Origin of the sequence: Citrobacter sp. Cb028 (genome assembly GCF_030336705.1) — a bacterium.
Taxonomy (GTDB): domain Bacteria; phylum Pseudomonadota; class Gammaproteobacteria; order Enterobacterales; family Enterobacteriaceae; genus Citrobacter; species Citrobacter braakii.
The window spans coordinates 642,045-665,072 of record NZ_JAOWCZ010000034.1; the positions used below are offsets into that span (position 1 = coordinate 642,045).

20 protein-coding genes are annotated in these 23,028 nt (G+C 53.7%); 11 read left to right on the forward strand and 9 right to left on the reverse strand.

Annotated elements, in window-relative coordinates; translation table 11 throughout:
- Positions 1-74: 74 nt before the first annotated feature.
- The gene (gene mntS / locus OGV75_RS12575; RefSeq protein ID WP_016152374.1) at positions 75-203 is read right to left on the reverse strand and encodes a manganase accumulation protein MntS; all 129 of its coding nucleotides are present in this window, start codon (positions 201-203) and stop codon (positions 75-77) included.
- A 186-nt stretch (positions 204-389) separates the two neighbouring features.
- Between mntS and mntR the strand changes: the two genes are divergently transcribed.
- Together mntR and OGV75_RS12585 are read left to right on the forward strand one after the other, a co-directional pair.
- On the forward strand, positions 390-863 hold the full coding sequence (mntR, locus tag OGV75_RS12580; protein WP_275395117.1) for a manganese-binding transcriptional regulator MntR: 474 nt from the start codon (positions 390-392) through the stop codon (positions 861-863).
- Entirely contained in the window at positions 860-1,969 is a 1,110-nt protein-coding gene (locus OGV75_RS12585; protein WP_016152375.1) for an anion transporter, read from the forward strand. The genes mntR and OGV75_RS12585 overlap by 4 nt, the downstream gene beginning before the upstream one ends.
- 80 nt (positions 1,970-2,049) lie before the next feature.
- Here the strand turns inward: OGV75_RS12585 and ldtB are convergent, their stop codons facing one another.
- Positions 2,050-2,970 (reverse strand): L,D-transpeptidase, encoded by a 921-nt coding sequence (ldtB, locus tag OGV75_RS12590; protein ID WP_003035268.1) that lies wholly within the window; start codon positions 2,968-2,970, stop codon positions 2,050-2,052.
- A gap of 232 nt (positions 2,971-3,202) precedes the next feature.
- Here ldtB and OGV75_RS12595 point away from each other — a divergent pair, with 232 nt between their 5' ends.
- On the forward strand, positions 3,203-4,795 hold the full coding sequence (locus OGV75_RS12595) for an ABC-F family ATPase (RefSeq protein ID WP_016156073.1): 1,593 nt from the start codon (positions 3,203-3,205) through the stop codon (positions 4,793-4,795).
- A gap of 143 nt (positions 4,796-4,938) precedes the next feature.
- Here the strand turns inward: OGV75_RS12595 and OGV75_RS12600 are convergent, their stop codons facing one another.
- From OGV75_RS12600 to OGV75_RS12615, 4 genes are all read right to left on the reverse strand, one after another.
- On the reverse strand, positions 4,939-6,201 hold the full coding sequence (locus tag OGV75_RS12600) for a DUF1479 domain-containing protein (RefSeq protein ID WP_131352007.1): 1,263 nt from the start codon (positions 6,199-6,201) through the stop codon (positions 4,939-4,941).
- A gap of 153 nt (positions 6,202-6,354) precedes the next feature.
- Positions 6,355-7,170 carry a Cof-type HAD-IIB family hydrolase gene (locus tag OGV75_RS12605; RefSeq protein WP_286480726.1) on the reverse strand — a complete coding sequence of 272 codons (816 nt, stop codon included), beginning with the start codon at positions 7,168-7,170 and terminating at the stop codon, positions 6,355-6,357.
- 121 nt (positions 7,171-7,291) lie between these two features.
- Entirely contained in the window at positions 7,292-9,724 is a 2,433-nt protein-coding gene (locus OGV75_RS12610; protein WP_053388805.1) for a glycyl radical protein, read from the reverse strand.
- A gap of 5 nt (positions 9,725-9,729) precedes the next feature.
- Positions 9,730-10,629 carry a glycyl-radical enzyme activating protein gene (locus OGV75_RS12615; RefSeq protein ID WP_016152383.1) on the reverse strand — a complete coding sequence of 300 codons (900 nt, stop codon included), beginning with the start codon at positions 10,627-10,629 and terminating at the stop codon, positions 9,730-9,732.
- Between the two features lie 132 nt (positions 10,630-10,761).
- Here OGV75_RS12615 and fsa point away from each other — a divergent pair, with 132 nt between their 5' ends.
- On the forward strand, positions 10,762-11,424 hold the full coding sequence (gene fsa, locus OGV75_RS12620; RefSeq protein WP_019076360.1) for a fructose-6-phosphate aldolase: 663 nt from the start codon (positions 10,762-10,764) through the stop codon (positions 11,422-11,424).
- A 119-nt stretch (positions 11,425-11,543) separates the two neighbouring features.
- Here fsa and moeB read toward each other — a convergent pair whose 3' ends face one another.
- Entirely contained in the window at positions 11,544-12,293 is a 750-nt protein-coding gene (gene moeB / locus OGV75_RS12625) for a molybdopterin-synthase adenylyltransferase MoeB (RefSeq protein WP_016152385.1), read from the reverse strand.
- Positions 12,293-13,528, reverse strand: a complete 1,236-nt coding sequence (gene moeA / locus OGV75_RS12630) for a molybdopterin molybdotransferase MoeA (protein ID WP_115190784.1) — start codon at positions 13,526-13,528, stop codon at positions 12,293-12,295. Before moeA ends, moeB begins: the two co-directional genes overlap by 1 nt.
- A gap of 176 nt (positions 13,529-13,704) precedes the next feature.
- Between moeA and OGV75_RS12635 the strand changes: the two genes are divergently transcribed.
- From OGV75_RS12635 to gsiD, 6 genes are all read left to right on the forward strand, one after another.
- The gene (locus OGV75_RS12635) at positions 13,705-14,493 is read left to right on the forward strand and encodes an aminoglycoside adenylyltransferase family protein (RefSeq protein ID WP_094168569.1); all 789 of its coding nucleotides are present in this window, start codon (positions 13,705-13,707) and stop codon (positions 14,491-14,493) included.
- A 192-nt stretch (positions 14,494-14,685) separates the two neighbouring features.
- Positions 14,686-15,651, forward strand: coding sequence for a beta-aspartyl-peptidase (gene iaaA, locus OGV75_RS12640; RefSeq protein ID WP_016156081.1), 966 nt, complete (start codon positions 14,686-14,688; stop codon positions 15,649-15,651).
- A complete protein-coding gene (gene gsiA, locus OGV75_RS12645; protein ID WP_286480727.1) occupies positions 15,638-17,509 on the forward strand; it encodes a glutathione ABC transporter ATP-binding protein GsiA in 1,872 nt (623 codons plus the stop codon). The genes iaaA and gsiA overlap by 14 nt, the downstream gene beginning before the upstream one ends.
- 28 nt (positions 17,510-17,537) lie before the next feature.
- The gene (gene gsiB / locus OGV75_RS12650; RefSeq protein WP_115190782.1) at positions 17,538-19,076 is read left to right on the forward strand and encodes a glutathione ABC transporter substrate-binding protein GsiB; all 1,539 of its coding nucleotides are present in this window, start codon (positions 17,538-17,540) and stop codon (positions 19,074-19,076) included.
- A gap of 46 nt (positions 19,077-19,122) precedes the next feature.
- Positions 19,123-20,043, forward strand: coding sequence for a glutathione ABC transporter permease GsiC (gene gsiC / locus OGV75_RS12655; protein ID WP_016152391.1), 921 nt, complete (start codon positions 19,123-19,125; stop codon positions 20,041-20,043).
- Positions 20,044-20,045: 2 nt separating this feature from the next.
- Entirely contained in the window at positions 20,046-20,957 is a 912-nt protein-coding gene (gene gsiD / locus OGV75_RS12660; RefSeq protein ID WP_016156084.1) for a glutathione ABC transporter permease GsiD, read from the forward strand.
- Positions 20,958-21,013: 56 nt separating this feature from the next.
- On the opposite strand, the gene rimO is transcribed toward gsiD, so the two are convergent.
- On the reverse strand, positions 21,014-22,339 hold the full coding sequence (gene rimO / locus OGV75_RS12665) for a 30S ribosomal protein S12 methylthiotransferase RimO (protein WP_142417736.1): 1,326 nt from the start codon (positions 22,337-22,339) through the stop codon (positions 21,014-21,016).
- Positions 22,340-22,569: 230 nt separating this feature from the next.
- On the opposite strand from rimO, the gene bssR reads away from it, so the two are divergent.
- Entirely contained in the window at positions 22,570-22,953 is a 384-nt protein-coding gene (bssR, locus tag OGV75_RS12670; RefSeq protein WP_016152394.1) for a biofilm formation regulator BssR, read from the forward strand.
- Positions 22,954-23,028: the final 75 nt, after the last annotated feature.

Here is a 23,028-nt window from a genome sequence, read left to right on the forward strand (position 1 = left end):
GGGTTATTGGCACGAAAACGATCACCGTATCCGAGTTACGGCAGGAAAATGAAGCGGCGTACCGCGACGCCGCATTATTTATCTGCAGGTTTATCCTGCTCTGGTTTGCTGTTAATCATGTCGCACAGCATAGAGATCAGCATTAACCGTACTTTAAAGGGAGAGTGGCTAAACACGCGTATACACCTCTTAAATTCATTCATATAAACCTCCTGACTTCACGATCCCATCAGTCCTTGAGGGATGTCTTTATTATATACAGATATAGCACAGGCTATATTATATAGCTATTGCTAAAACGTTAATTTTTTGTGCCCACGCAACTCTGGTTTACAATGAGCGTTCTCTAATCAGATGCCGTTAACGCGTCACAGTAACGAGGAAGCAGAATGAGTCGTCGCGCAGGTATGCCAACAACAAAAAAAGTGACGCAATTGGTGAATGTCGAAGAACACGTTGAAGGATTTCGTCAGGTCCGGGAGGCACATCGCCGTGAGCTGATTGATGACTACGTAGAGCTGATTTCCGATCTCATTATTGAGGTGGGTGAAGCGCGCCAGGTAGATATGGCAGCACGGCTTGGGGTTTCCCAGCCGACGGTTGCTAAAATGCTTAAGCGTCTTGCTTCAGTTGGGTTGATTGAAATGATCCCCTGGCGGGGCGTTTTTTTAACCGCAGAAGGTGAACGACTGGCTCTGGAGAGTCGGGAGCGTCACCAGATTGTGGAGAATTTCCTGCTGATGTTAGGTATCAGCCCGGAAATTGCCCGTCGCGACGCGGAGGGAATGGAGCATCACGTCAGTAAGGAAACGCTGGAGGCTTTTAGCCGGTTTACGCAACAGCAAGGCACAGGCTCTGAATGAGTTTTCCTTTACTACGCGCCTTACAGCGCGATCGCTTTTTTCAGCTGTTAATCATCGTCGGGGTTGTACTGAGCCTGTTCGTGCCATTTACGCCACGGTCGTGGCCGGGGGCGATAGACTGGCACACGATTATTACGCTTAGCGGCCTGATGTTACTGACCAAAGGCGTGGAGCTAAGCGGTTACTTCGATGTGTTAGGGCGCAAGATGACCCGGCGCTTTAACACCGAACGTCAATTGGCGATATTTATGGTGCTGGCGGCGGCGCTGCTGTCGACGTTTCTGACCAACGATGTTGCGCTGTTTATTGTTGTTCCGCTGACGATCACCCTGAAAAAATTGTGTGCCATTCCTGTAAATCGCCTGATTATCTTTGAGGCGCTGGCGGTAAACGCCGGATCGTTGCTTACGCCAATAGGTAATCCGCAAAACATTCTGATGTGGGGACGCTCCGGCTTATCGTTTACCGCGTTTACCTGGCAGATGGCGCCGCTTGCGGGGACCATGATGCTGACGCTGGTGGTGCTGTGCTGGTTCAGTTTCCCGCATAAAGCATTGCATTATCATACCGGTACGCGCGCGCCTGACTGGCAACCGCGCCTGGTGTGGAGCTGTCTGGGGCTGTATATCATTTTCCTGGCGGCACTGGAGTTAAAACAAGAGCTGTGGGGCCTGGCGATCGTCGCGGCAGGATTCATGGTGCTGGCTCGCCGCGTGATCCTCAGCGTGGATTGGACACTGCTGTTGGTGTTTATGGCGATGTTCATTGATGTGCACTTGCTGACGCAACTCCCGGCCTTGCAGGAGATTACCCACCAGATTGGCACGCTGTCAGCACCGGGGCTTTGGTTGACGGCCATTGGCCTGTCGCAGTTTATCAGTAATGTTCCCAGCACGATTTTGCTGCTGAACTACGTCCCGCCAACGCTGCTGCTGGCCTGGGCGGTCAATGTGGGCGGTTTTGGGTTGTTGCCGGGATCGCTGGCGAATCTTATTGCTTTACGGATGGCAAACGATCGACGGATCTGGTGGCGTTTTCATTGGTATTCGGTGCCGATGCTGATATGGGCGGCGCTGGTAGGGTATGGTTTATTGCAGGTGATGTGAGGATTGTGCCCGATGGGGCTGGCGCTTATCGGGCCTACAGGTTAAGTAGGCCCGATAAGGCGAAAGGACAGTTTTGATGCTTAGTTCAGACGAACCGGCATACCTGAACGGTTCTGTACCGCCTGCTCAACGACGGCCTGATCGACGTCAGACTGACCGGTGATGCTGGTAATGCTCTTGTTCAGCGTAATCGGTACGATTTCCCCGCCTTCGAACTGTGCTTCAGTGGTGGACAGTGGGTTGTGTACCTCGATGTAACGGCTGCCGTCTGGTTCAGTCGTGGCTTTTACCGGCTCATCGATAAACTGTACGCGGGTGCCGACCGGCACATTTTCAAACAGGAATTTGATGTCGTCGTTACGCAGACGCACGCAACCGTGGCTTACGCGTAAGCCGACGCCGAAGTTAGCATTGGTGCCGTGGATGGCGTACAGGCGACCGATATACAGCGCGTACAGGCCCATCGGGTTATCCGGACCTGCCGGAACAACGGCTGGCAGCGGTTCGCCCGCAGCGCGGTATTCCGCATGCATTTTTGCCGTTGGCGTCCAGGTTGGGCCCGCTTTTTTACGTTCTACTTTGGTGGTCCAGTTGATTGGCGTGTCTTTGCCCAACTGACCAATACCGATCGGCAGAACAATAACGGTGTTGGTGCCTTTCGGGTAGTAGTACAGACGCATTTCAGCGCTGTTAATAACAATACCTTCATGCACGGTATCCGGCAGGATCAATTGCTGAGGTATGTTCAGGACGGTGCCGCCCTTCGGCAGGAAGGTATCCACGCCCGGGTTGGCTTCCAGCATATTAGACAGACCCATCTGATACTCCGCCGCAAAATACTCCAGCGGTTGGGTGTTGCCTTCAGGAATAGTGATGACCTGGTTTTGGCCGATCAAACGGCTGCCATCGGTAGGCAGCGGGTACGTGACGGCAGAAGCGGTGTTACAAAAACCAACTATTGCGAGTGCCGCCGCGAAAAGCGTTGTTAATTTCATATTCATGTTCATGTATGCGAGATTCAGTGCCAGGCAGGCTAGTGGGTTGAGATTTATGTAGTGTTGGGCACGCATTATATGTGCAATCTGAGCAACAAGGAATTCGGATGTGTACTAAATCACATTTTTTTCCTTTTGCTTTCACTTTATCCCTTCAGCATCAAGGCGCGATCTTATTGCAGACTTATGGCATAATAAGCGGTTCGTCACATATTTCTTTCTCTTTCAGGATACGCCAGTGTTAGTTTCCAGCAACGTCACCATGCAGTTCGGCAGTAAGCCGCTGTTTGAAAATATTTCCGTCAAATTTGGCGGCGGCAACCGTTACGGCCTGATTGGCGCGAACGGTAGCGGTAAATCCACTTTTATGAAAATTCTCGGCGGCGACCTCGAACCGACGCTGGGCAACGTTTCCCTCGATCCGAACGAGCGTATTGGTAAGCTGCGTCAGGATCAGTTCGCCTTTGAAGAGTTCACCGTGCTTGACACCGTGATCATGGGTCACGGTGAACTGTGGGAAGTAAAGCAGGAGCGCGATCGCATTTACGCCCTGGCCGAAATGAGCGAAGAAGACGGCTATAAAGTTGCTGACCTTGAAGTTCAGTATGGCGAAATGGACGGCTACTCTGCGGAAGCGCGTGCGGGTGAACTGCTGCTGGGCGTAGGTATTCCGGTAGAACAGCATTACGGCCCGATGAGCGAAGTCGCCCCCGGCTGGAAGCTGCGTGTGCTTCTGGCACAGGCGCTGTTCTCTAACCCCGACATTCTGCTGCTCGACGAACCAACGAACAACCTGGATATCGACACCATCCGCTGGCTGGAGCAGACGCTGAACGAGCGTGACAGCACCATGATCATCATTTCGCACGACCGTCACTTCCTGAACATGGTCTGTACGCACATGGCGGATCTGGACTACGGCGAACTGCGTGTTTATCCGGGTAACTACGACGAATATATGACGGCGGCAACCCAGGCGCGTGAACGTCTGCTGGCCGATAACGCCAAGAAGAAAGCGCAGATTGCCGATCTGCAATCCTTCGTCAGCCGCTTTAGCGCCAACGCATCTAAATCTCGTCAGGCGACTTCTCGTGCGCGTCAGATTGATAAGATCAAGCTTGACGAAGTGAAGGCGTCCAGCCGTCAGAATCCGTTCATCCGCTTCGAACAGGATAAGAAACTGTTCCGTAACGCGCTTGAAGTGGAAGCGCTGACGAAAGGTTTTGATGAAGGTCCGTTGTTTAAAAACTTTAACCTGCTGCTGGAAGTTGGCGAGAAAATTGCCATTCTTGGTGCCAACGGCGTGGGTAAATCAACCATGCTGAAAACGCTGGTCGGCGAATTACAGCCGGATAACGGTACCGTGAAATGGTCTGAAAACGCCCAGGTTGGTTACTACGCTCAGGATCATGAGTACGAATTCGAAAACGATTTGACGGTCTTCGAGTGGATGAGTCAGTGGAAACAGGAAGGCGACGATGAGCAGGTAGTACGTAGCTTCCTTGGTCGCTTGCTGTTCAGCCAGGACGATATCAAGAAACCTGCTAAAGTGCTGTCCGGTGGTGAAAAAGGACGCATGCTGTTCGGTAAGCTGATGATGCAGAAGCCGAATATCCTGGTAATGGATGAACCGACCAACCACCTGGATATGGAATCTATCGAGTCGCTGAATATGGCGCTGGAAATGTACCAGGGCACGCTGATCTTCGTTTCTCACGACCGTGAGTTCGTCAGTTCATTGGCAACCCGCGTGATTGAAATTACGCCGGAACGCGTAATCGACTTCACCGGTAACTACGAAGATTACCTGCGTAGCAAGGGCGTCGAATAATTTTCCCGTCGTCTTTCGTGTTACAGGTGTGTTGGCTGCACCTGTACACCCCGGTCACTTACTTGTGTAAGCTTGCGGGGATTTACAGGCTGGCCGCCTTCCTGTAACGCGAAATACTTAGGGAAACTTGTGTAAGTTACAAATTAAATAATCCCCAGCGCACGCTTGCCATGGATATTCAAATCATCCAGCGTGAAGCGTCCTTCCCAGTGAGTTTCATAATCCTCGCGTGGGAAATCACCCGGCGATACGCCTTTTTCCAGCGCGGCCTTCACTTTATGGGCGTAGGCCAGATTCTTTTCGCACATCGGTGCGGCAGGGATGTACATCACGTTGCCCCAACCCTGCTGATTTTCTACCGGCGCGACGGAGTGGATCACATCGCAATGCCACCAGACGGAGTCTCCGGCGTCCAGTTGCGGAATGCTGGTTAACGCTTCAATCAGCAGCGGATGCCATTGCGCAGAAATCGGCAGAACTCTGCCGGGCGCTACGCCGCAAAGTTCATCTTCCGGCACATCGTCAAGCAATGGGCGTAACAGTACCCAGGCCATTGCTTCAGGGATAGGGACCACGTGCAACAACCCCTGACCTGGCAGCATATCAGAGAGTGCAGTCCAGCCCTGGAAGGTACGGAATACTGAACATTTGGTGGTGTTATCCACCGTGTACTCTTCTACTTCAGTGCGATGCGCGGCCTGCCACGGGTCGTAATCTTCCAGCTTACCATTGAAAACATTAGCAAAGACCTGCTGATATGCCGGTAGAAGCCAGCGTTCCAGCGCGCCGGAATCCGTATGCGCGCCCAGCCCTTTGGACGTCGTTCCCGGTGGACGACGGCGTATGCGGTCGGGGTAGATAACGCTGACATCCGGGTTAAACCATTGCTTACCTTCGCCTGCAAATGTCCAAAGACGGTTGAGAAATGACTGCGCATTTGCCATTTCTTCACTCTGACGGGCCTGCATCTGCGCCTGGGACCAGTAGATGGGGTAGATTTCAGGCCGCGATGCGCTCAGGGTACCAAAGAAATTATCGCCCGGTCCTTGGTAAACGTCGTCAAAATGGTTGCGGTCCAGATAGTCCAGCATTGACCTATCCCAATCGAGGGCTTGTTCGCGAGAGAAATGGCCTTTAATGACCGCGCATCCGCGACGCTTAATTTCTTCACGCTGCTCAGTACTCACGCGACCCGCCTTGATATCCGCATAGGACAACACAGGCCATACCGGAGAGCCTTGCGCTTTGAGGTCGTTGATTTCCGCCACGCGATTGGCAATGGCCTCGCTCAACTGATTGAAAATCAACTGAACATCTCCAAGCTGTTCACGCAATTGCTTTTTCATCTGCCGGATTGCCGCTTTGTGATCGGTGGGCAACGTGTCGCTGGTAAAAGTAAAAGCCATATCCACCTCGCATTAACTTTCATTCGAAACTAATTTAACTTACAGGTGATAATATAAGTTAAAATTTAGTTAACGCAAGTTTAAAATTTGATGGTGTGAGAAACATGAAAAAGCGTGGAAACCGGGGCAAGGGGATACCCCGGTTGGGCAGGATTAGCAATTAAAAGGGGAAGTGTTATCCAGCACCGCCTGAATCACGTTCAGCGCGCCCTGATGGTTATTGTCGTCGGTCTGATAGCGGGCAATCGATTTGATACTCTCTGCCGCATTGGCCATGGCGAAAGAGTAGCGCGCCATTTTCAGCATTTCTGCGTCGTTGCCGCTATCGCCAATGGCGACCACGTTTTGCGGGGACAGGTTCCAGCGCTTTAGCAGACGGCTGATTCCGTTGGCTTTATGCAAACCTGGAATGATCAGGTCGATAAACCCAAAGCCGCTGGTGACGGGCTTCATTATACCGTCAAGGGCAGAATGAAGGTGATCGATCACTAATGGGATTTGTTGGTCCGGTAAATTCAGCGAGAACTTGAACAGCACATCATCGATGTCCTGATAATCCTTCACGGGTTTCAGGCGATGGTAGTGTTTTGACATCAATGCGACAAAGGACTCGGGGGCATTTTCGCTAACGTAGGCGCTTTGCAGGCCACAAGCCACAAAGTTGAGATGCGTATTTTTGAGCAGTTCGCCAATGACAATGCGGGATTCGTGGCGGGTCAGCTCACCGTGAAACAGCTGTTTGCCATGTTCAAAGACTAACGCCCCGTTCTCGGCAACAAAAGAGATCTCATTTTTGAGTTCCGGGAAAAAGGAGATCAGTTGGTAATACTGATTGCCGCTGGCCACGACAAATTCAATATCTCGTTTTTTCAGTTCCTGATACTGCGCCATAAAACGTGCATGATCGTATTTTTTGGCGTCGTCGAGAAAAGTTCCGTCCATATCGGTGACGATAACTTTGATGGTCATACTTGCTCCTGGCTCATAACTGCGACCAGAAACATTTTAATAACAATGTGAGCTAAAGCACAAATTTATTTCATTCGAAAGAAGAATACCCGGCAAGCGAAATGCCGCCGGGTAAGGGGGATTACAGCATATGTTCAGTACGTGCGATGATATCGTCCTGCGCATCTGGAGACAGCGCGGTGAAGAAGGCCGAATAACCTGCTACACGGACCACCAGGTCACGATACTGATCCGGGTGCTTTTTGGCTTCCAGCAGCGTTTCACGGGAGACAATGTTGTACTGAATATGCCAGCCTTTGTGCTCTTCAAAGAAGGTACGCAGCAGGATCATCAGCTTTTGCTTATCGGATTCATTCTCCAGCGTGGCCGGGTTCAGCTTCTGGTTTAACAACACGCCGCCGAGGATTGAACCGGTCGGCAGTTTACCCACCGAGCCAATTACCGCTGTTGGGCCGAGATGGTCCGTTCCGGAAGCCGGGCTTGCGCCTTCTGCCAGCGGAGTGTGCGCTTTACGACCATCCGGCGTGGCCATCGTTGCCGCGCCAAACGGTACGTTTGCGGAGATAGACGAGGTACCCGCGTAGTAATTGCCGCCAACCGGGCCACGTCCGTAACGTGGATTATGATACTGTTTCAACTCATTGATATAGGTCTGATAAGCGCGGGCCAGCAGCGTATCAACGCTATCGTCATCGTTGCCGTATTTCGGTGCGCCGTTGATCAGCCGCTGGCGTAATTGTTCGTGGCTCAGACCGTCAAAATCGTCGGCCAGCGCGGCGGCCAGCTGTTGCTGACCGATAGCGCCTTGTTCAAAGACCAGTTTCTTCACCGCAGCCAGGCTGTTGCCGAGGTTGGCAATACCCACCTGCAAACCCGATACCCAGTCGTATTTCGCGCCGCCTTGTTTAATGCTTTTCGCGCGTTCAATACAGTCATCTACCAGCGCAGAGCACAGAATATCGTGTACGTTCTCTTCCAGCATGGTGTCGACGACATACTCAATTTCGATAGATTTACGCGTGTAGTAGCGAATCTGCGCATCCCAGGCATCCATCACTTCGTCGAAATTGTTGAAGTTACCAGCCGAGAGCGCTTTTTCCTGTGGCAGAAATACTTTACCGCTGGTGGCATCGCGACCACCTTCCAGCGCTGCCAGCATCACGCGGGCAAAGTTAATAAAGCTCATACCGGTACAGCGGTAGCCCCATTTGCCGCCAACAGCGGTTTCGATGCAACCAATGGCCGCATAGTCATAGGCGTCCTGCGGTTCAATGCCAAGCTTAATGAATTCAGGTATGACGATTTCGTCGTTATTAAAGGCAGGCATCCCGAAGCCGCAGCGGATCACCTGTACACAGGCATCCAGGAAATCATTACTCATCCCTGCATGATAACGCACGCTCAGGTTTGGCTGAGTAGAACGCAGGCGACCGCAGGATTCCAGAATAGCGTAGGAGAGCGGATTGACGGCATCCATTGCCTGACCGTTAACCAGGTTTTGGCCACCAATGGTCACGTTCTGATACAGCGGGCTACCCGCCGAGGCTTTCGAATGGGAGCCGGAGCGGATTTTGTTCACTTCCAGCAGTTTCAGCCAGCAGCTGTGCAGCAGCTCAATGGCGTGCTCACGATCGAGGCTCTGGTTCAGTTCTACGTCACGACGGTAGAACGGATAGAGGTACTGATCCATGCGACCAAACGACACTGAGTGACCATTTGATTCAATTTGCAGGATCAACTGGATGAAATAGCACAACTGTAGCGCTTGCCAGAACGTTTTTGGCGGCTCATGGGCGATAACATCGCAGTTGTCCGCCATGGTCAGCAGTTCATCACGACGACTGGCGCGAGTTTCCGTGGCCGCCATTTTACGTGCCAGCGCGGCAAAGCGCTCAATGTGCAGACTGACGGCCTCCAGCACGATATCAATCGCTTTCAGAAACTGATCGCCATGAAGGTCTTCCAGACATGTCAGATTGATGCGGGAACGACGTTCATCAACTTTGTGGCGCAGGCCGTCGAGACCTTTTTCCAGCAACAGCGGGAAGTTTACCGCCAGGTGTGCATCACCGGAGGTCATGTTACCTTCGGCTTTGATAATGCCGGTTTCCAGCAACCCTTTCTGCTCGTCAGTAAACATCCCGTAGCAGCGATCCTGCACGGTCTGACCACGCCACCATGGACACACCTCGTGCAACACGCGTTTGTTCTCTTCGCTTACCGCAAAGCCCGCGCCCGGCCTGTCGGCGAGGTCATCGATCTCTTTTTCAATCCACGACACGGTATATTCCGGGAAGATTGGTGCGGCACGCACTTCGCTTGCCTGGTTACCAATGATCAGTTCGTCATGCTTGATCCAGATGGTGCGTTCCGCCAGATGATGGGCCAGCGCCAGCGCGCGGCGAACCGGGATAGGTTTATCCAGATGCTGTTGATACATCTCGGTATAGTGCTGGGCGCGCTCGGTACAAACCGGCGGCTTCACGATGTGGATCAGGGCCGTTTTATGCGCTTTGATACGGTCGCTGAGTGTGTCCAGTTTCAGAGTGGTCATGGCGATTATCCTCGTAGGGTCGCGGTTAAACCTTTCAGGCTGGCGTACTGCTGGGCAAATTCGAGCAGCGCAGGCGCATCAAGCGGTTTATCCGGTGCGTTGTAGGGTTGACTGAGTAAGTGGTATTTGTTGATGCCCAACGTGTGGTAGGGCAAAAAATGGATCTCATCGACGTGAAGCTCGTCGGCAGCAAAATCGGTAATGGCCTGAATAGCGGCTTCGTCAGCGTTGAACCCCTGAATCAGGGGGACGCGGATAACCATTTTTTTACCGGCGGCGGCCAGTTTTTTCAGATTTTCCAGTACGCGAGAGGCGCTGCCATCGGTCCACTGTTTAAACGGCGCGTCGGCGACATGTTTTAAATCGGCCAGGAACAGGTCGACGTCAGGTAATGACGGTTCAATATACTTCCACGGGACATGCAGACAGGTTTCAACCGCTGTATGAATACCTGCATCGTGGCTGGCTTTGAGCAGCGCTGCCGCCAGTTCTGGCTGCATAAAGGGTTCACCGCCAGACAGGGTGAGACCCCCGCCGCTGCGATCGTAAAACGGTTTATCACGCACTACGGTCGCCATGATGTCGTCCACGCTTTTTTCCTCTCCGCAGACGGTCAGCGCCTGGGTTGGACAGCAGTGGGTCAGCGCCGTGAGCGCATCATCGGTCAGTTTTTCGCGATGAATCAGCAATCCGCTCAGCGCGCGTTCAATCACCTTCGGTGCGGCCTGAGCACAGAGATCGCAACCGTCGAGGCACAAACGTGCGTCATAGAGCAGATCCTGCGTGCGGGCGCGGCTTTCCGGATTCTGGCACCACCGACAGCCCAGTGAGCATCCCTTAAGGAACACCACAGTACGGATACCGGGACCATCATGTGTGGAATAGCGCTGGATATTGAAAATCATAAGCGGCCTCTCGTCTTTCGTATAAAGATTAAATTACTTTCGAATGAAAGTTATATTGACGTACGTCAACTAACCGTGAGGTTTCGCCGTGCTACCTTTTATTCATGCTAATTATTCGTTTGAGGAAAGGTTATGGAACTCTATTTAGATACGTCTGACGTTGACGCGGTAAAAGCTCTGGCGCGGGTTTTTCCGCTGGCAGGGGTGACCACTAACCCAAGCATTGTGGCGGCAGGTAAGCAGACGCTGGACGTGTTACTGCCGCAACTGCAGGAAGCGATGGGAGGGCAAGGACGCCTGTTTGCTCAGGTAATGGCGACCACCGCCGAAGGCATGGTCAGCGATGCGCGTAAGCTGCGGGCAATCATTGCGGATATCGTGGTCAAAGTGCCGGTCACGGCAGAAGGTCTGACGGCCATTAAATTGCTGAAAGAAGAAGGGATCCCGACGTTGGGTACCGCGGTATACGGCGCTGCTCAAGGGCTATTAGCTGCGCTTGCGGGGGCCGAATACGTTGCGCCATACGTTAACCGTGTGGATGCGCAGGGGGGGGACGGCATTCAGACGGTGACCGATCTGCAGACCTTACTGAAAATGCATGCCCCGCACGCCAAAGTACTGGCCGCCAGTTTTAAAACGCCGCGTCAGGCGCTGGATTGCCTGCTGGCAGGTTGCGAGTCCATCACGCTGCCGCTGGATGTCGCTCAGCAGATGATTAGCTCTCCGGCCGTGGATGCCGCCGTAGCGAAGTTCGAGCACGACTGGCAGAGCGCATTTGGACGCACTTCTCTGTAAGTCTGTTTTGCCGGATGGCGGCTGACACCTTATCCGGCCTACACAATGCGCTGTTGTAGGCCTGATTGGAGGCGTTAGCATCGCTCTCTGGCAATAGTGTGGTGCCGACGATTTCTCTGCTAACTCCCGCAGACCTCACAGGTGGGATTGCGCATCAGCTTCATTTCGCGAAACTGGCAGGTCATGGCGTCGTACATGACGATTTTTCCTGAAGCTGGTTTACCGTAGTTAGCCAGTAGCTTAATGGCTTCCATCGCCTGTAACGAGCCGATCACGCCGATCAGCGGGGCCATCACTCCGGCCTCTACGCAGGTCAGGGCGTTTTCACCGAACAGACGGCTCAGGCAACGGTAGCAGGGCTCTCCTTCCTGGTAGGTAAATACGGTAATTTGTCCTTCCATGCGAATTGCCGCACCAGAAACCAGCGGAATCCTGGCGGCGAAGCATCCGGCATTCAACTGATTGCGGATGCTGACATTATCCGTACAGTCCAGCACCAAATCGTGTTCAGTAATAAGCGTGTGAATCTCGCTCTCGTCCAGCAGGGCATTCACCGGCGTAATGGCGATATAAGGGTTAATCCGCGCCAGTGCGTCGCGGGCGGATAGCACTTTTGGCTGTCCAACGGTCGCATCGCTGTGCAGCGTCTGGCGCTGGAGGTTCGACACGGAGACCGTGTCAAAGTCGAGCAAGGTTAAATGCCCGACGCCAGCGCCTGCAAGGTACTGAGTTGCTGCGCATCCCAGTCCCCCCACACCAACGACCAGTACCCGCGCCTCCTTGAGCGCTTCCTGACCTTCGAAATCGAAGCCGCGCAGAATGATTTGCCGGTTATAGCGCATCATCTCCTGGTCGCTGAGTTCTGCCATTACAGGCCTCCAAACAGTGCGTTAAACGGCTCGACCTCAACCCATTCGCCGGCTTCGACGTTACCGCGATCGCGCTCCAGCACGATAAAACAGTTACCCTGGCTAAAAGAGCTAAAAATATGCGAGCCCTGGTGCCCGGTAGTGGTGACTTCCAGTTCGCCTTCAGCGGTACGCTGCAATACGCCGCGCTGAAAATCCAGACGGCCAGGTGTTTTCTTCAGGCGTGAGGCGGTGCGCACGCGCTGGCGAGGCGGCAGTCCACAGGCGGTGTTGCCGCTGAGTTTCGCCAGGAGCGGTTGTACCAGTTGATAGAAGGTGAGGGCCGCAGACACTGGATTACCCGGCAGACCGCAAAACCAGCTGTTGCTCAGTTTGCCAAACGCGAACGGTTTGCCCGGTTTGATAGCCAGCTTCCAGAAGGCAATTTCTCCCAGCTCTTCCAGAATAGTTTTAGTGTAATCCGCTTCGCCTACTGAAACGCCGCCGGAACTGATGACGACATCGGCCTGGCTGTCGGCTTCGATAAACGCGGCACGAAGCGCGTTGGGATCGTCGCGAATAATCCCCAGGTTGATCACTTCGCAGCCCAACTGTTGCAGCATCAGGTGAACGGTCAGACGGTTAGTGTCATAAATCTGCCCGTCTCCCAGCGGCTGACCTGGCAACTGCAGTTCATCACCGGTGGAGAACAGCGCCACGCGGACTTTGCGCACTACGGGAGCATCGGCAACACCGAGCGAAGCCAGAACGGGAAGCTCGCCGGTTGTCAGGCGAGTCCCGGCGGGAAACACCACCGCGCCGTTTGCAATATCTTCACCGCGCAGACGAATATTTTGCCCGCGGCGGACTTCGGCGGTAAAACGCACCCCGTCGTCAGTTTGTTCCGTTTGCTCCTGCATCACCACCGCTTCACAACCAGCAGGCACCGGGGCGCCGGTCATAATACGGATGCAGGTTCCCGCAGGCCACTCGCCATGGAAAGGCTGACCGGCAAAGGCTTTACCCGCCACCGCAAGCGGCTGATCAGATTGTAAATCGGCTAATCGTACCGCATAGCCATCCATTGCTGAGTTATCGAATCCCGGTACATCAATGGGGGAGACAACGTCGGTGGCCAGAATGCGGCCAAAGCATTGAACCAGCGGCAGCGTTTCGACGGCGGTGAGCGGGGTAATACGCGAAAGCATCTGAGAGAGAGCCGTTTCAAGCGGCATCAGTCCGGCGGTAAATTCCATGAGAAGACTCCTGCGGGGCAAAATCGAATCTGCTCATTATGTCAGAAAATGGACGCGGGCAGTATGCTACCTCAGGCTTAGAATCAGATCTGGTAAAGGTTTTGTGTCAGGGATAGCGCAGCAAGAAGAATGCAGTATAGACTCAATATTTCCGCTCTTTTTTCCCTGGGGGCTAAATGGCTAATATTATTCCAGACGCAATTCGACGACAGGTGGAGGCCGCCAGTGCGTGCATCCGTCAGATTTTCGAGGGGAATCTCATTGCTCTTCATTTGTATGGCTCTGCGGTTGAAGGCGGCTTAAAACCCCAAAGCGACATTGATTTATTGGTCACCCTGCGTGAACCCATAAATGCCCGACAAAGAAAAAAACTGATGCAGGATTTGCTGACCATTTCAGCGCCTCCCGGCACCTCCGGGCCATATCGTGCGCTGGAAGTGACCGTGGTTCTGCACTCGCAGATCGTGCCGTGGCGATTCCCTCCGGCGAGAGAAATGCAGTTTGGCGAATGGTTGCGTGATGATATTCGCGCTGGCGTGTTTGAACCGGCAATGGTGGATCCTGATCTTTCTATTCTGCTGACCCAGGCCCGGCGCGCCAGCGTACCGCTGTTCGGTGAACCGGCTGAGACGTTATTTAACGTCATTCCGTTTAGCGATGTATTGCAAACATTTCGGCATATCCTTGAGATGTGGCAGAAACCGGCTGATTTAGAGGGGGATGAGCGTAATATCATCCTTGCTCTGGCACGTATCTGGTATAGCGTGGTTACGGGTAATATTGTCGCTAAAGATGAGGCCGCATCCTGGCTTCTGCCGCAATTACCCGCTGAGCATGCTGATTTGCTGCAAGCGGCGCGTGCGGAATATCTGGGGTTAACCAAACATAACTGGGCAGCGTGTATGCCGTCTGTAGAACGCTTTGTGTTTTATGCAAAAAAACAGATTACCGATCGGCTTGAATGATTTAGCAACAATGTCGAGAGATGACCTTTCCGTTAAACACATCTGAATGACCTGATGGGACGGGGTGTGAGGTGCGGGCCTTTACCTTTACATGACGTCTGCATCTTTCTATATTCAAAAATCGAATCAATAAGTCACCGAAATTCTGATATTTATAACCCCCCGGTACCCGCCACCTAATGGACGAATAAAATGGGTAAAGCAGTCATTGCAATTCACGGCGGCGCAGGGGCTATCACCCGCGCGTTACTGAGCCAGGAGCAAGAATTGCGTTATATACAAGCGCTGTCGGATATCGTTGAAACCGGCCAACGGATGCTTGAAGACGGTCGTAGCGCACTGGATGTGGTCACCGAAGCCGTGCGTTTGTTGGAAGAGTGTCCGTTGTTTAATGCCGGAATTGGCGCGGTGTATACCCGTGATGAAACCCATGAACTGGACGCCTGTGTGATGGACGGTAATACGCTAAACGCGGGAGCCGTCGCCGGGGTTAGCCATCTGCGCAATCCAATTCTCGCGGCTCGCCTGGTGATGGAGCACAGCCCCCACGTCATGATGATAGGTGAAGGGGCTGAAAACTTTGCCATTGCGCAGGGTATGGAGCGCGTTTCGGCGGATATTTTCTCGACGCCAGAACGCTACGCTCAACTGCTGGCAGCGCAATCGGCGGGTGAAACGGTGCTGGATCATAGCGCGACCCCGCTGGATGAAAACAACAAAATGGGTACTGTGGGTGCGGTCGCGCTGGATATGTTTGGCAATCTGGCGGCGGCAACATCGACCGGCGGGATGACCAACAAATTACCGGGTCGGGTAGGTGACAGTCCGCTGGTCGGCGCTGGCTGCTATGCCAATAACGCAAGTGTGGCCGTTTCCTGCACCGGAACCGGTGAAGTCTTTATTCGTGCGCTGGCGGCCTATGACATTGCGGCGTTGATGGACTATGGCGGCCTGAGTTTATCGGAGGCGTGCGAACGCGTAGTAATGGAAAAATTACCGGCGCTCGGCGGTAGCGGCGGTTTAATTGCCGTCGATCACGAGGGCAACGTCGCCTTGCCGTTTAACAGCGAAGGCATGTACCGTGCCTGGGGATATGCAGGCGATACGCCAACCACCGGTATTTATCGGGAAAAAGGAGATACCGTTGCCACACAGTGATGAGCTTGACGCCAGCGACGTGCTGGCAGTCAGCAACCTGAACATTGTCTTTGAGCAGGAGCAGCAGCGCATCAGTGCGGTGCGTAATCTGTCATTTCGCCTGAAGCGTGGTGAAACGCTGGCGATAGTGGGCGAATCCGGTTCAGGAAAGTCGGTAACAGCCTTGTCGCTGATGCGTTTGATTGAACAGTCAGGCGGCGAGGTGAGCTGCGATGAAATGCTCCTTCGACGCCGTAACCGACAGGTTATTGAGCTGGGTGAACAGAGCGCGTCGCGGATGCGTCACGTGCGTGGCGCAGATATCGCCATGATCTTCCAGGAGCCCATGACATCGCTTAATCCGGTATTTACCGTGGGTGAGCAGATTGCTGAGTCAATCCGTTTGCATCAGGGGGCCAGCCACGAAGAGGCGATGGTGGAAGCGAAACGGACGCTCGACCAGGTGCGTATCCCCGAGGCGAAGGCTATTTTATCGCGCTATCCGCACCAGCTTTCTGGCGGCATGCGCCAGCGGGTAATGATCGCCATGGCGCTATCGTGTCGCCCTGCGGTTTTAATTGCCGATGAACCGACTACCGCGCTGGATGTCACTATTCAGGCACAGATCCTGCAACTGATAAAAGTGTTGCAGCAGGATATGTCGATGGGAGTGATCTTTATTACCCACGATATGGGCGTCGTAGCGGATATTGCCGATCGCGTGCTGGTGATGTATCAGGGCGAGGCGGTAGAAACCGGCAGCGTTGAGCAGATTTTTCACGCTCCCCAGCATCCTTACACCAAAGCGCTGCTGGCAGCCGTGCCGCAGCTTGGGGCGATGACCGGACAAGCGTATCCGCGCCGGTTTCCACTCATTTCGTTACACGATCCCAGCCATGTAGAACCACAGACTGAACAGGATACCGTGGTTGAAGGCGAGCCTATTTTGCAGGTACGTAATCTGGTGACGCGTTTTCCGCTGCGCAGCGGCATTCTTAATCGGGTGACCCGCGAGGTGCATGCGGTGGAAAACGTTAGCTTTGACCTGTGGCCCGGAGAGACGCTCTCGCTGGTGGGGGAGTCAGGCTGCGGGAAATCCACCACCGGTCGGGCGCTGCTACGTCTGGTAGAGTCTCAACGCGGGGAGATTGTTTTCAACGGACAGCGTATCGATACCCTGGCCGCCAGTAAGCTACAGCCGCTGCGTCGGGATATTCAATTTATCTTCCAGGACCCCTATGCTTCGCTCGATCCGCGTCAGACCGTGGGATATTCCATTTTAGAACCGCTGCGGGTGCATGGGCTACTGCAAGGCGATGCGGCGGCAAAACGGGTTGCATGGCTGCTGGAACGCGTAGGATTGCTCCCTGAGCATGCCTGGCGCTATCCGCATGAGTTTTCCGGTGGTCAGCGTCAGCGGATCTGTATTGCCCGGGCGCTGGCGCTCAATCCCAAGGTGATTATTGCCGATGAGTCAGTCTCGGCGCTGGATGTCTCAATTCGCGGGCAAATTATCAACCTGTTGCTCGACCTCCAACGAGAAATGGGGATTGCGTACCTGTTTATTTCCCACGATATGGCGGTGGTGGAGCGGATCAGTCATCGGGTGGCGGTGATGTATCTTGGGCAAATCGTCGAGATCGGCACCCGACGCGCGGTGTTTGAAAATCCGCAGCATCCGTACACCCGCAAACTGATGGCGGCAGTCCCGGTCGCCGATCCCTCACATCACCGGCCCCAGCGCGTGCTGCTGTCGGATGATATCCCCAGTAATATCCGCAAACGCGGTGAAGAGATTTCCCCCGTTTCACTACAGCTAGTTGGTCCGGGGCATTATGTTGCGCGTCCGCAACCAGAAAATGCGCTTTCGCGTTTATAACAGGCAGGCAGGGTTTAAGGAGAATAACATGACAAAAATTGTTGCTCGAAAATGGCTGGTTGCTGTGGGAGTAGCCTCTGCGCTGGCCGCCACACCTGGCTGGGCCGCCAAAGATGTAGTAGTGGCGGTAGGATCCAATTTCACCACCCTCGATCCCTACGACGCAAACGACACGTTGTCGCAGGCGGTAGCGAAGTCGTTTTACCAGGGGCTGTTTGGCCTTGATAAAGAGATGAAGCTGAAAAATGTGCTGGCGGAGAGTTATACGGTTTCTGATGATGGCCTGACTTATACCCTTAAGCTGCGACAGGGCGTGAAATTTCAGGACGGCACCGACTTCAACGCCGATGCGGTTAAAGCTAACCTCGACCGGGCCAGCAACCCGGAAAACCATCTGAAACGCTACAACCTGTATAAGAATATCGATAAAACCGAGGTCGTCGATCCGTCGACGGTGAAGATAACGCTGAAGCAGCCGTTCTCTGCATTTATCAATATTCTGGCGCACCCGGCTACGGCGATGATCTCTCCCGCCGCGCTGGAGAAATACGGCAAGGAGATCGGTTTCCATCCCGTGGGGACCGGGCCGTATCAGCTTGAGACCTGGAATCAGACGGATTTTGTAAAGGTTAAGAAGTTCGCGGGTTACTGGCAGCAAGGGCTGCCAAAGCTGGATACGATTACCTGGCGTCCGGTGACCGACAACAACACGCGTGCGGCAATGCTGCAGACCGGGGAAGCGCAGTTTGCCTTCCCGATCCCTTACGAACAGGCGGCGCTACTGGCGAAGAATAAAAACCTGGAACTGGTGGCCAGTCCGTCTATTATGCAGCGTTACATCAGCATGAACGTCACGCAAAAACCGTTCGATAACCCGAAGGTGCGTGAAGCGCTGAATTATGCCATCAACCGTCAGGCGCTGGTGAAAGTGGCGTTTGCCGGTTACGCGACGCCAGCAACCGGCGTTCTCCCTCCGTCGATCGCCTATGCGCAAAGCTATACGCCATGGCCATACGACCCGGCAAAAGCGCGCGAACTGCTGAAAGAAGCGGGTTATCCGAACGGTTTTACCACCACGCTATGGTCTTCTCATAACCATAGTACCGCGCAAAAAGTGCTGCAATTTACCCAGCAGCAACTGGCTCAGGTGGGCGTTAAGGCTCAGGTGACGGCGATGGATGCCGGTCAGCGCGCGGCGCAAGTCGAAGGTAAAGCGCAGAAAGAGAGCGGGGTACGCATGTTCTACACCGGCTGGTCTGCCTCTACGGGTGAAGCAGACTGGGCGCTGTCACCGCTGTTTGCATCTCAAAACTGGCCGCCAACGCTGTTTAATACGGCGTTCTACAGCAATAAGCAGGTGGACAGTGATTTAGCGGCAGCGTTGCAAACCAACGATCTGGCCCAGAAAGCGAAGCTGTACAAGGATGCGCAGGATATTATCTGGAAAGAGTCGCCGTGGATCCCACTGGTTGTGGAACAACTGATTTCGGCGCACAACACCAGATTGACCGGGTTCTGGATCATGCCGGATACCGGATTTAGCTTTGATGATGCGGATTTAAAATAAGCTATTCATCCGGCCCCGCCACACAGGGGCCGGCGAAGGGAGTGTGATGCTTAACTATGTTTTCAAGCGCCTGCTGGGGTTGATTCCAACTCTGTTGATTGTAGCGGTGCTGGTATTTTTATTTGTTCACCTGCTACCCGGCGATCCGGCCCGGCTGATTGCCGGACCGGAGGCTGATGCTGAGGTTATCGAACTGGTGCGTCAGCAGTTGGGTCTGGACCAGCCGCTGCATATTCAGTTCTGGCATTACATTACTAACGTGTTGCAAGGCGATTTTGGAACCTCAATGGTTTCTCGTCGCCCGGTTTCCGAAGAGATAGCCAGTCGTTTTATGCCATCGCTATGGCTGACCATTGCCAGCATGGCGTGGGCGGTGTTATTCGGCATGACGGCAGGGATCATTGCTGCTGTATGGCGTAATCGTTGGCCGGACAGATTGAGTATGACGCTCGCCGTCACCGGGATCTCTTTCCCGGCGTTTGCGCTTGGCATGCTGCTCATGCAGATATTCTCCGTTGAGCTTGGCTGGTTGCCCACCGTTGGCGCTGATACCTGGCGGCACTATATCCTTCCGTCTATTACCCTGGGTGCGGCGGTGGCTGCGGTGTTAGCCCGGTTTACCCGCGCTTCGTTTGTCGATGTGCTCAGTGAAGACTATATGCGTACAGCGCGGGCCAAAGGGGTGAGTGAAACCTGGGTGGTGTTAAAACATGGTTTGCGCAATGCGATGATCCCGGTGGTCACCATGATGGGGCTACAGTTTGGCTTTTTGCTTGGCGGCTCGATTGTGGTTGAGAAGGTGTTTAACTGGCCAGGGCTTGGGCGGCTGTTGGTGGACTCAGTCGAAATGCGCGACTACCCGGTGATTCAGGCCGAGGTGCTGTTGTTTTCTCTGGAGTTTATTCTTATTAACTTAGTGGTGGATGTGCTCTATGCCGCCATTAATCCGGCTATCAGGTACAAGTAAGGATGCGATTTTTTAACTGGCGCCGACAGGCGATTTTAAATGCGATGCCCCTTGTTAAGCCTGAGCAGATACGCACGCCGTGGCATGAATTCTGGCGTCGTTTCCGTCGCCAGCGCATGGCGATGTTAGCGGGGTTATTTGTCGTGCTGCTGATAATGGTGGCGATTTTTGCTCGCTGGTTAACGCCATTTGATGCCGAGAATTACTTCGATTATGACCGTCTGAATGACGGACCGTCGATGCTGCACTGGTTCGGCGTTGACTCGCTGGGGCGGGATATTTTTAGCCGCGTGCTGGTGGGGGCGCAAATCTCGCTGGCGGCGGGGGTCTTTGCCGTATTTATTGGCGCGGCGATTGGCACCGTGCTGGGTCTGCTGGCGGGATACTACGAAGGCTGGTGGGATCGACTGATTATGCGTATCTGCGATGTGCTGTTCGCCTTTCCGGGCATTTTGCTGGCGATAGCCGTGGTCGCCGTGCTGGGCAGCGGCATTGCAAACGTGATTATTGCCGTGGCCATTTTCTCCATTCCGGCCTTCGCGCGGCTGGTGCGCGCAAATACGCTGGTGCTAAAGCAGCAGACCTTTATTGAATCCGCGCGCAGTATCGGCGCCAGCGATGCGACCATCATCTTCAACCATATCTTGCCGGGTACGGTTTCATCGATCGTGGTCTTTTTTACCATGCGAATTGGCACGTCGATTATCTCTGCCGCGAGCCTGTCATTTCTGGGATTGGGTGCGCAGCCGCCGACCCCGGAGTGGGGGGCAATGCTCAATGAAGCCCGCGCTGATATGGTGATCGCGCCGCACGTGGCGATTTTCCCGGCGGTGGCGATATTCCTGACGGTACTGGCGTTTAACTTACTGGGAGATGGTCTGCGCGACGCGCTGGACCCGAAAATTAAAGGATAAATCACAGGCCGGATAAGACGTAACGCTTATCCGGCCTACTGTTGGGTTGCGCTTATTTAAACGCGGGTGCCCCACAGATCGTATTCATCAGCGTTTTCGACCTTCACGCGGATGATATCGCCAGGTTTCACCTTGGTTTCGCCATTCAGGTATACCGCGCCGTCGATTTCCGGGGCGTCAGCCATGCTGCGGCCAATCGCGCCTTCTTCGTCAACTTCATCAACGATAACCAGAATTTCGCGGCCCACTTTTTCCTGCAAACGTTCAGCGGAGATTTGCTGTTGCAATTGCATAAAGCGGTTCCAGCGTTCCTCTTTCACCTCTTCCGGGATTTGGTCCGGCAGGTCATTGGCGCCAGCGCCTTCTACCGGGCTGTATTTAAAGCAGCCCACGCGGTCCAGACGCGCTTCCTTCAGGAAGTCGAGCAGCATCTGGAAGTCTTCTTCCGTTTCACCCGGGAAACCGACAATGAAGGTTGAGCGCAGCGTCAGTTCAGGGCAGATTTCACGCCACTGCTTGATGCGTGCCAGTTGTCTGTCCACGGAGCCTGGGCGTTTCATCAGCTTAAGAATACCCGGGCTGGCATGTTGCAGCGGGATGTCCAGGTACGGCAGGATTTTCCCTTCCGCCATCAGTGGGATCACGTCATCAACATGCGGGTAGGGGTAGACGTAATGCAGACGAGTCCAGATCCCCAGTTTTGATAACTGCTCGCACAGATCAACCATGCTGGTTTTGACCGGCTCGCCGTTATGGAAACCGGTGCGATGCTTCACATCCACGCCGTACGCGGAGGTATCCTGAGAAATAACCAGTATCTCTTTTACGCCCGCATCCACCAGACGTTTGGCTTCGCTGAGGACATCGCCAATCGGACGGCTCACCAGATCGCCACGCATCGACGGAATAATGCAGAACGTGCAGCGGTGGTTGCAGCCTTCAGAAATTTTCAGATAGGCATAATGACGCGGAGTAAGCTTGACGCCCTGTTCAGGAACCAGGCTCAGGAACGGGTTGTGCTTTGGTTTGGGCACATAGTGGTGAACGTGCTCCAGAACCTGTTCGTAGCTATGCGGCCCGGTGATTTCCAGCACCTTCGGGTGGACTTCACGGATCTGATCGACTTTCGCGCCCAGACAGCCGGTGACGATCACCTTGCCGTTTTCGTTCAGCGCTTCGCCGATTGCTTCCAGCGACTCCTGAACCGCGCTGTCGATAAAGCCACAGGTGTTAACGATAACCATATCCGCGTCGTCGTAGCTTGGCACAACATCATAGCCTTCGGTACGAAGTTCGGTCAGGATGCGTTCAGAATCGACGAGGTTTTTCGGGCAGCCGAGGGAGACAAAGCCGATTTTCGGCTGGTGGGTTACATTGCTCATAGCGTAAAAATTGTTCAGTTATTGGAATATTCAGGGCACGGATTCTACAGAGTTCTGAATAAAAATTGTATCGCAATCTCATACCATCAGTCGCCACGCCCGGCGTGGAATTAAAGATTATTTGTAAATTATGTTAATTTTAGGTGATGGATTGATCCTGGACACGACTTTGTTCAAAAAATGACCATACTATTAAGTTGCACCATAGTTGGAAAGAGGAGGAACAAAGTATGGTTGTTGACAGACTGAGAACCGATCTTCTCAACAAATTGATAAACGCCCGTGTCGAACTTGCCGCTTATCTGCTGTTGAGAAAAGCGAAAGGCTACATGTCAGTCAGCGAGAGCGATCGTCTGCGTGATAATTTTTTTGTACTGAATCGCGAATTGCACGAGCAATCACAGCTTCACGGTATGCATCTTGATCAGGAAGAGTGGAATGCCCTTCATCGTGCTGAAGGGGCGTTAGCCGCCGCCGCTGTTTGTCTTATGAGTGGACATCACGATTGTCCAACCTTTATCGCCGTTAACGCAGAGAAACTGGAAAACTGCCTGACAACGCTGACGCTAAGTATCCAGTGTTTGCAATCTTATCCAACGCTGGAACACGTCTGAATCAGGGGGGAGGGCGCTCCCCCTTTTCGTTAAGATTATGTAAATGTGGCGGGATAATTCCCCTTGCTGGCTACG

Bases quoted from the DNA above. Each gene is read 5' to 3' on its own strand.
- mntS (WP_016152374.1), bottom strand. From the start codon at position 203: ATGAATGAATTTAAGAGGTGTATACGCGTGTTTAGCCACTCTCCCTTT.
- mntR (WP_275395117.1), top strand. From the start codon at position 390: ATGAGTCGTCGCGCAGGTATGCCAACAACAAAAAAAGTGACGCAATTG.
- OGV75_RS12585 (WP_016152375.1), top strand. From the start codon at position 860: ATGAGTTTTCCTTTACTACGCGCCTTACAGCGCGATCGCTTTTTTCAG.
- ldtB (WP_003035268.1), bottom strand. From the start codon at position 2,970: ATGAATATGAAATTAACAACGCTTTTCGCGGCGGCACTCGCAATAGTT.
- OGV75_RS12600 (WP_131352007.1), bottom strand. From the start codon at position 6,201: ATGGCTTTTACTTTTACCAGCGACACGTTGCCCACCGATCACAAAGCG.
- OGV75_RS12605 (WP_286480726.1), bottom strand. From the start codon at position 7,170: ATGACCATCAAAGTTATCGTCACCGATATGGACGGAACTTTTCTCGAC.
- OGV75_RS12610 (WP_053388805.1), bottom strand. From the start codon at position 9,724: ATGACCACTCTGAAACTGGACACACTCAGCGACCGTATCAAAGCGCAT.
- OGV75_RS12615 (WP_016152383.1), bottom strand. From the start codon at position 10,629: ATGATTTTCAATATCCAGCGCTATTCCACACATGATGGTCCCGGTATC.
- fsa (WP_019076360.1), top strand. From the start codon at position 10,762: ATGGAACTCTATTTAGATACGTCTGACGTTGACGCGGTAAAAGCTCTG.
- moeB (WP_016152385.1), bottom strand. From the start codon at position 12,293: ATGGCAGAACTCAGCGACCAGGAGATGATGCGCTATAACCGGCAAATC.
- moeA (WP_115190784.1), bottom strand. From the start codon at position 13,528: ATGGAATTTACCGCCGGACTGATGCCGCTTGAAACGGCTCTCTCTCAG.
- OGV75_RS12635 (WP_094168569.1), top strand. From the start codon at position 13,705: ATGGCTAATATTATTCCAGACGCAATTCGACGACAGGTGGAGGCCGCC.
- iaaA (WP_016156081.1), top strand. From the start codon at position 14,686: ATGGGTAAAGCAGTCATTGCAATTCACGGCGGCGCAGGGGCTATCACC.
- gsiB (WP_115190782.1), top strand. From the start codon at position 17,538: ATGACAAAAATTGTTGCTCGAAAATGGCTGGTTGCTGTGGGAGTAGCC.
- gsiC (WP_016152391.1), top strand. From the start codon at position 19,123: ATGCTTAACTATGTTTTCAAGCGCCTGCTGGGGTTGATTCCAACTCTG.
- gsiD (WP_016156084.1), top strand. From the start codon at position 20,046: ATGCGATTTTTTAACTGGCGCCGACAGGCGATTTTAAATGCGATGCCC.
- rimO (WP_142417736.1), bottom strand. From the start codon at position 22,339: ATGAGCAATGTAACCCACCAGCCGAAAATCGGCTTTGTCTCCCTCGGC.
- bssR (WP_016152394.1), top strand. From the start codon at position 22,570: ATGGTTGTTGACAGACTGAGAACCGATCTTCTCAACAAATTGATAAAC.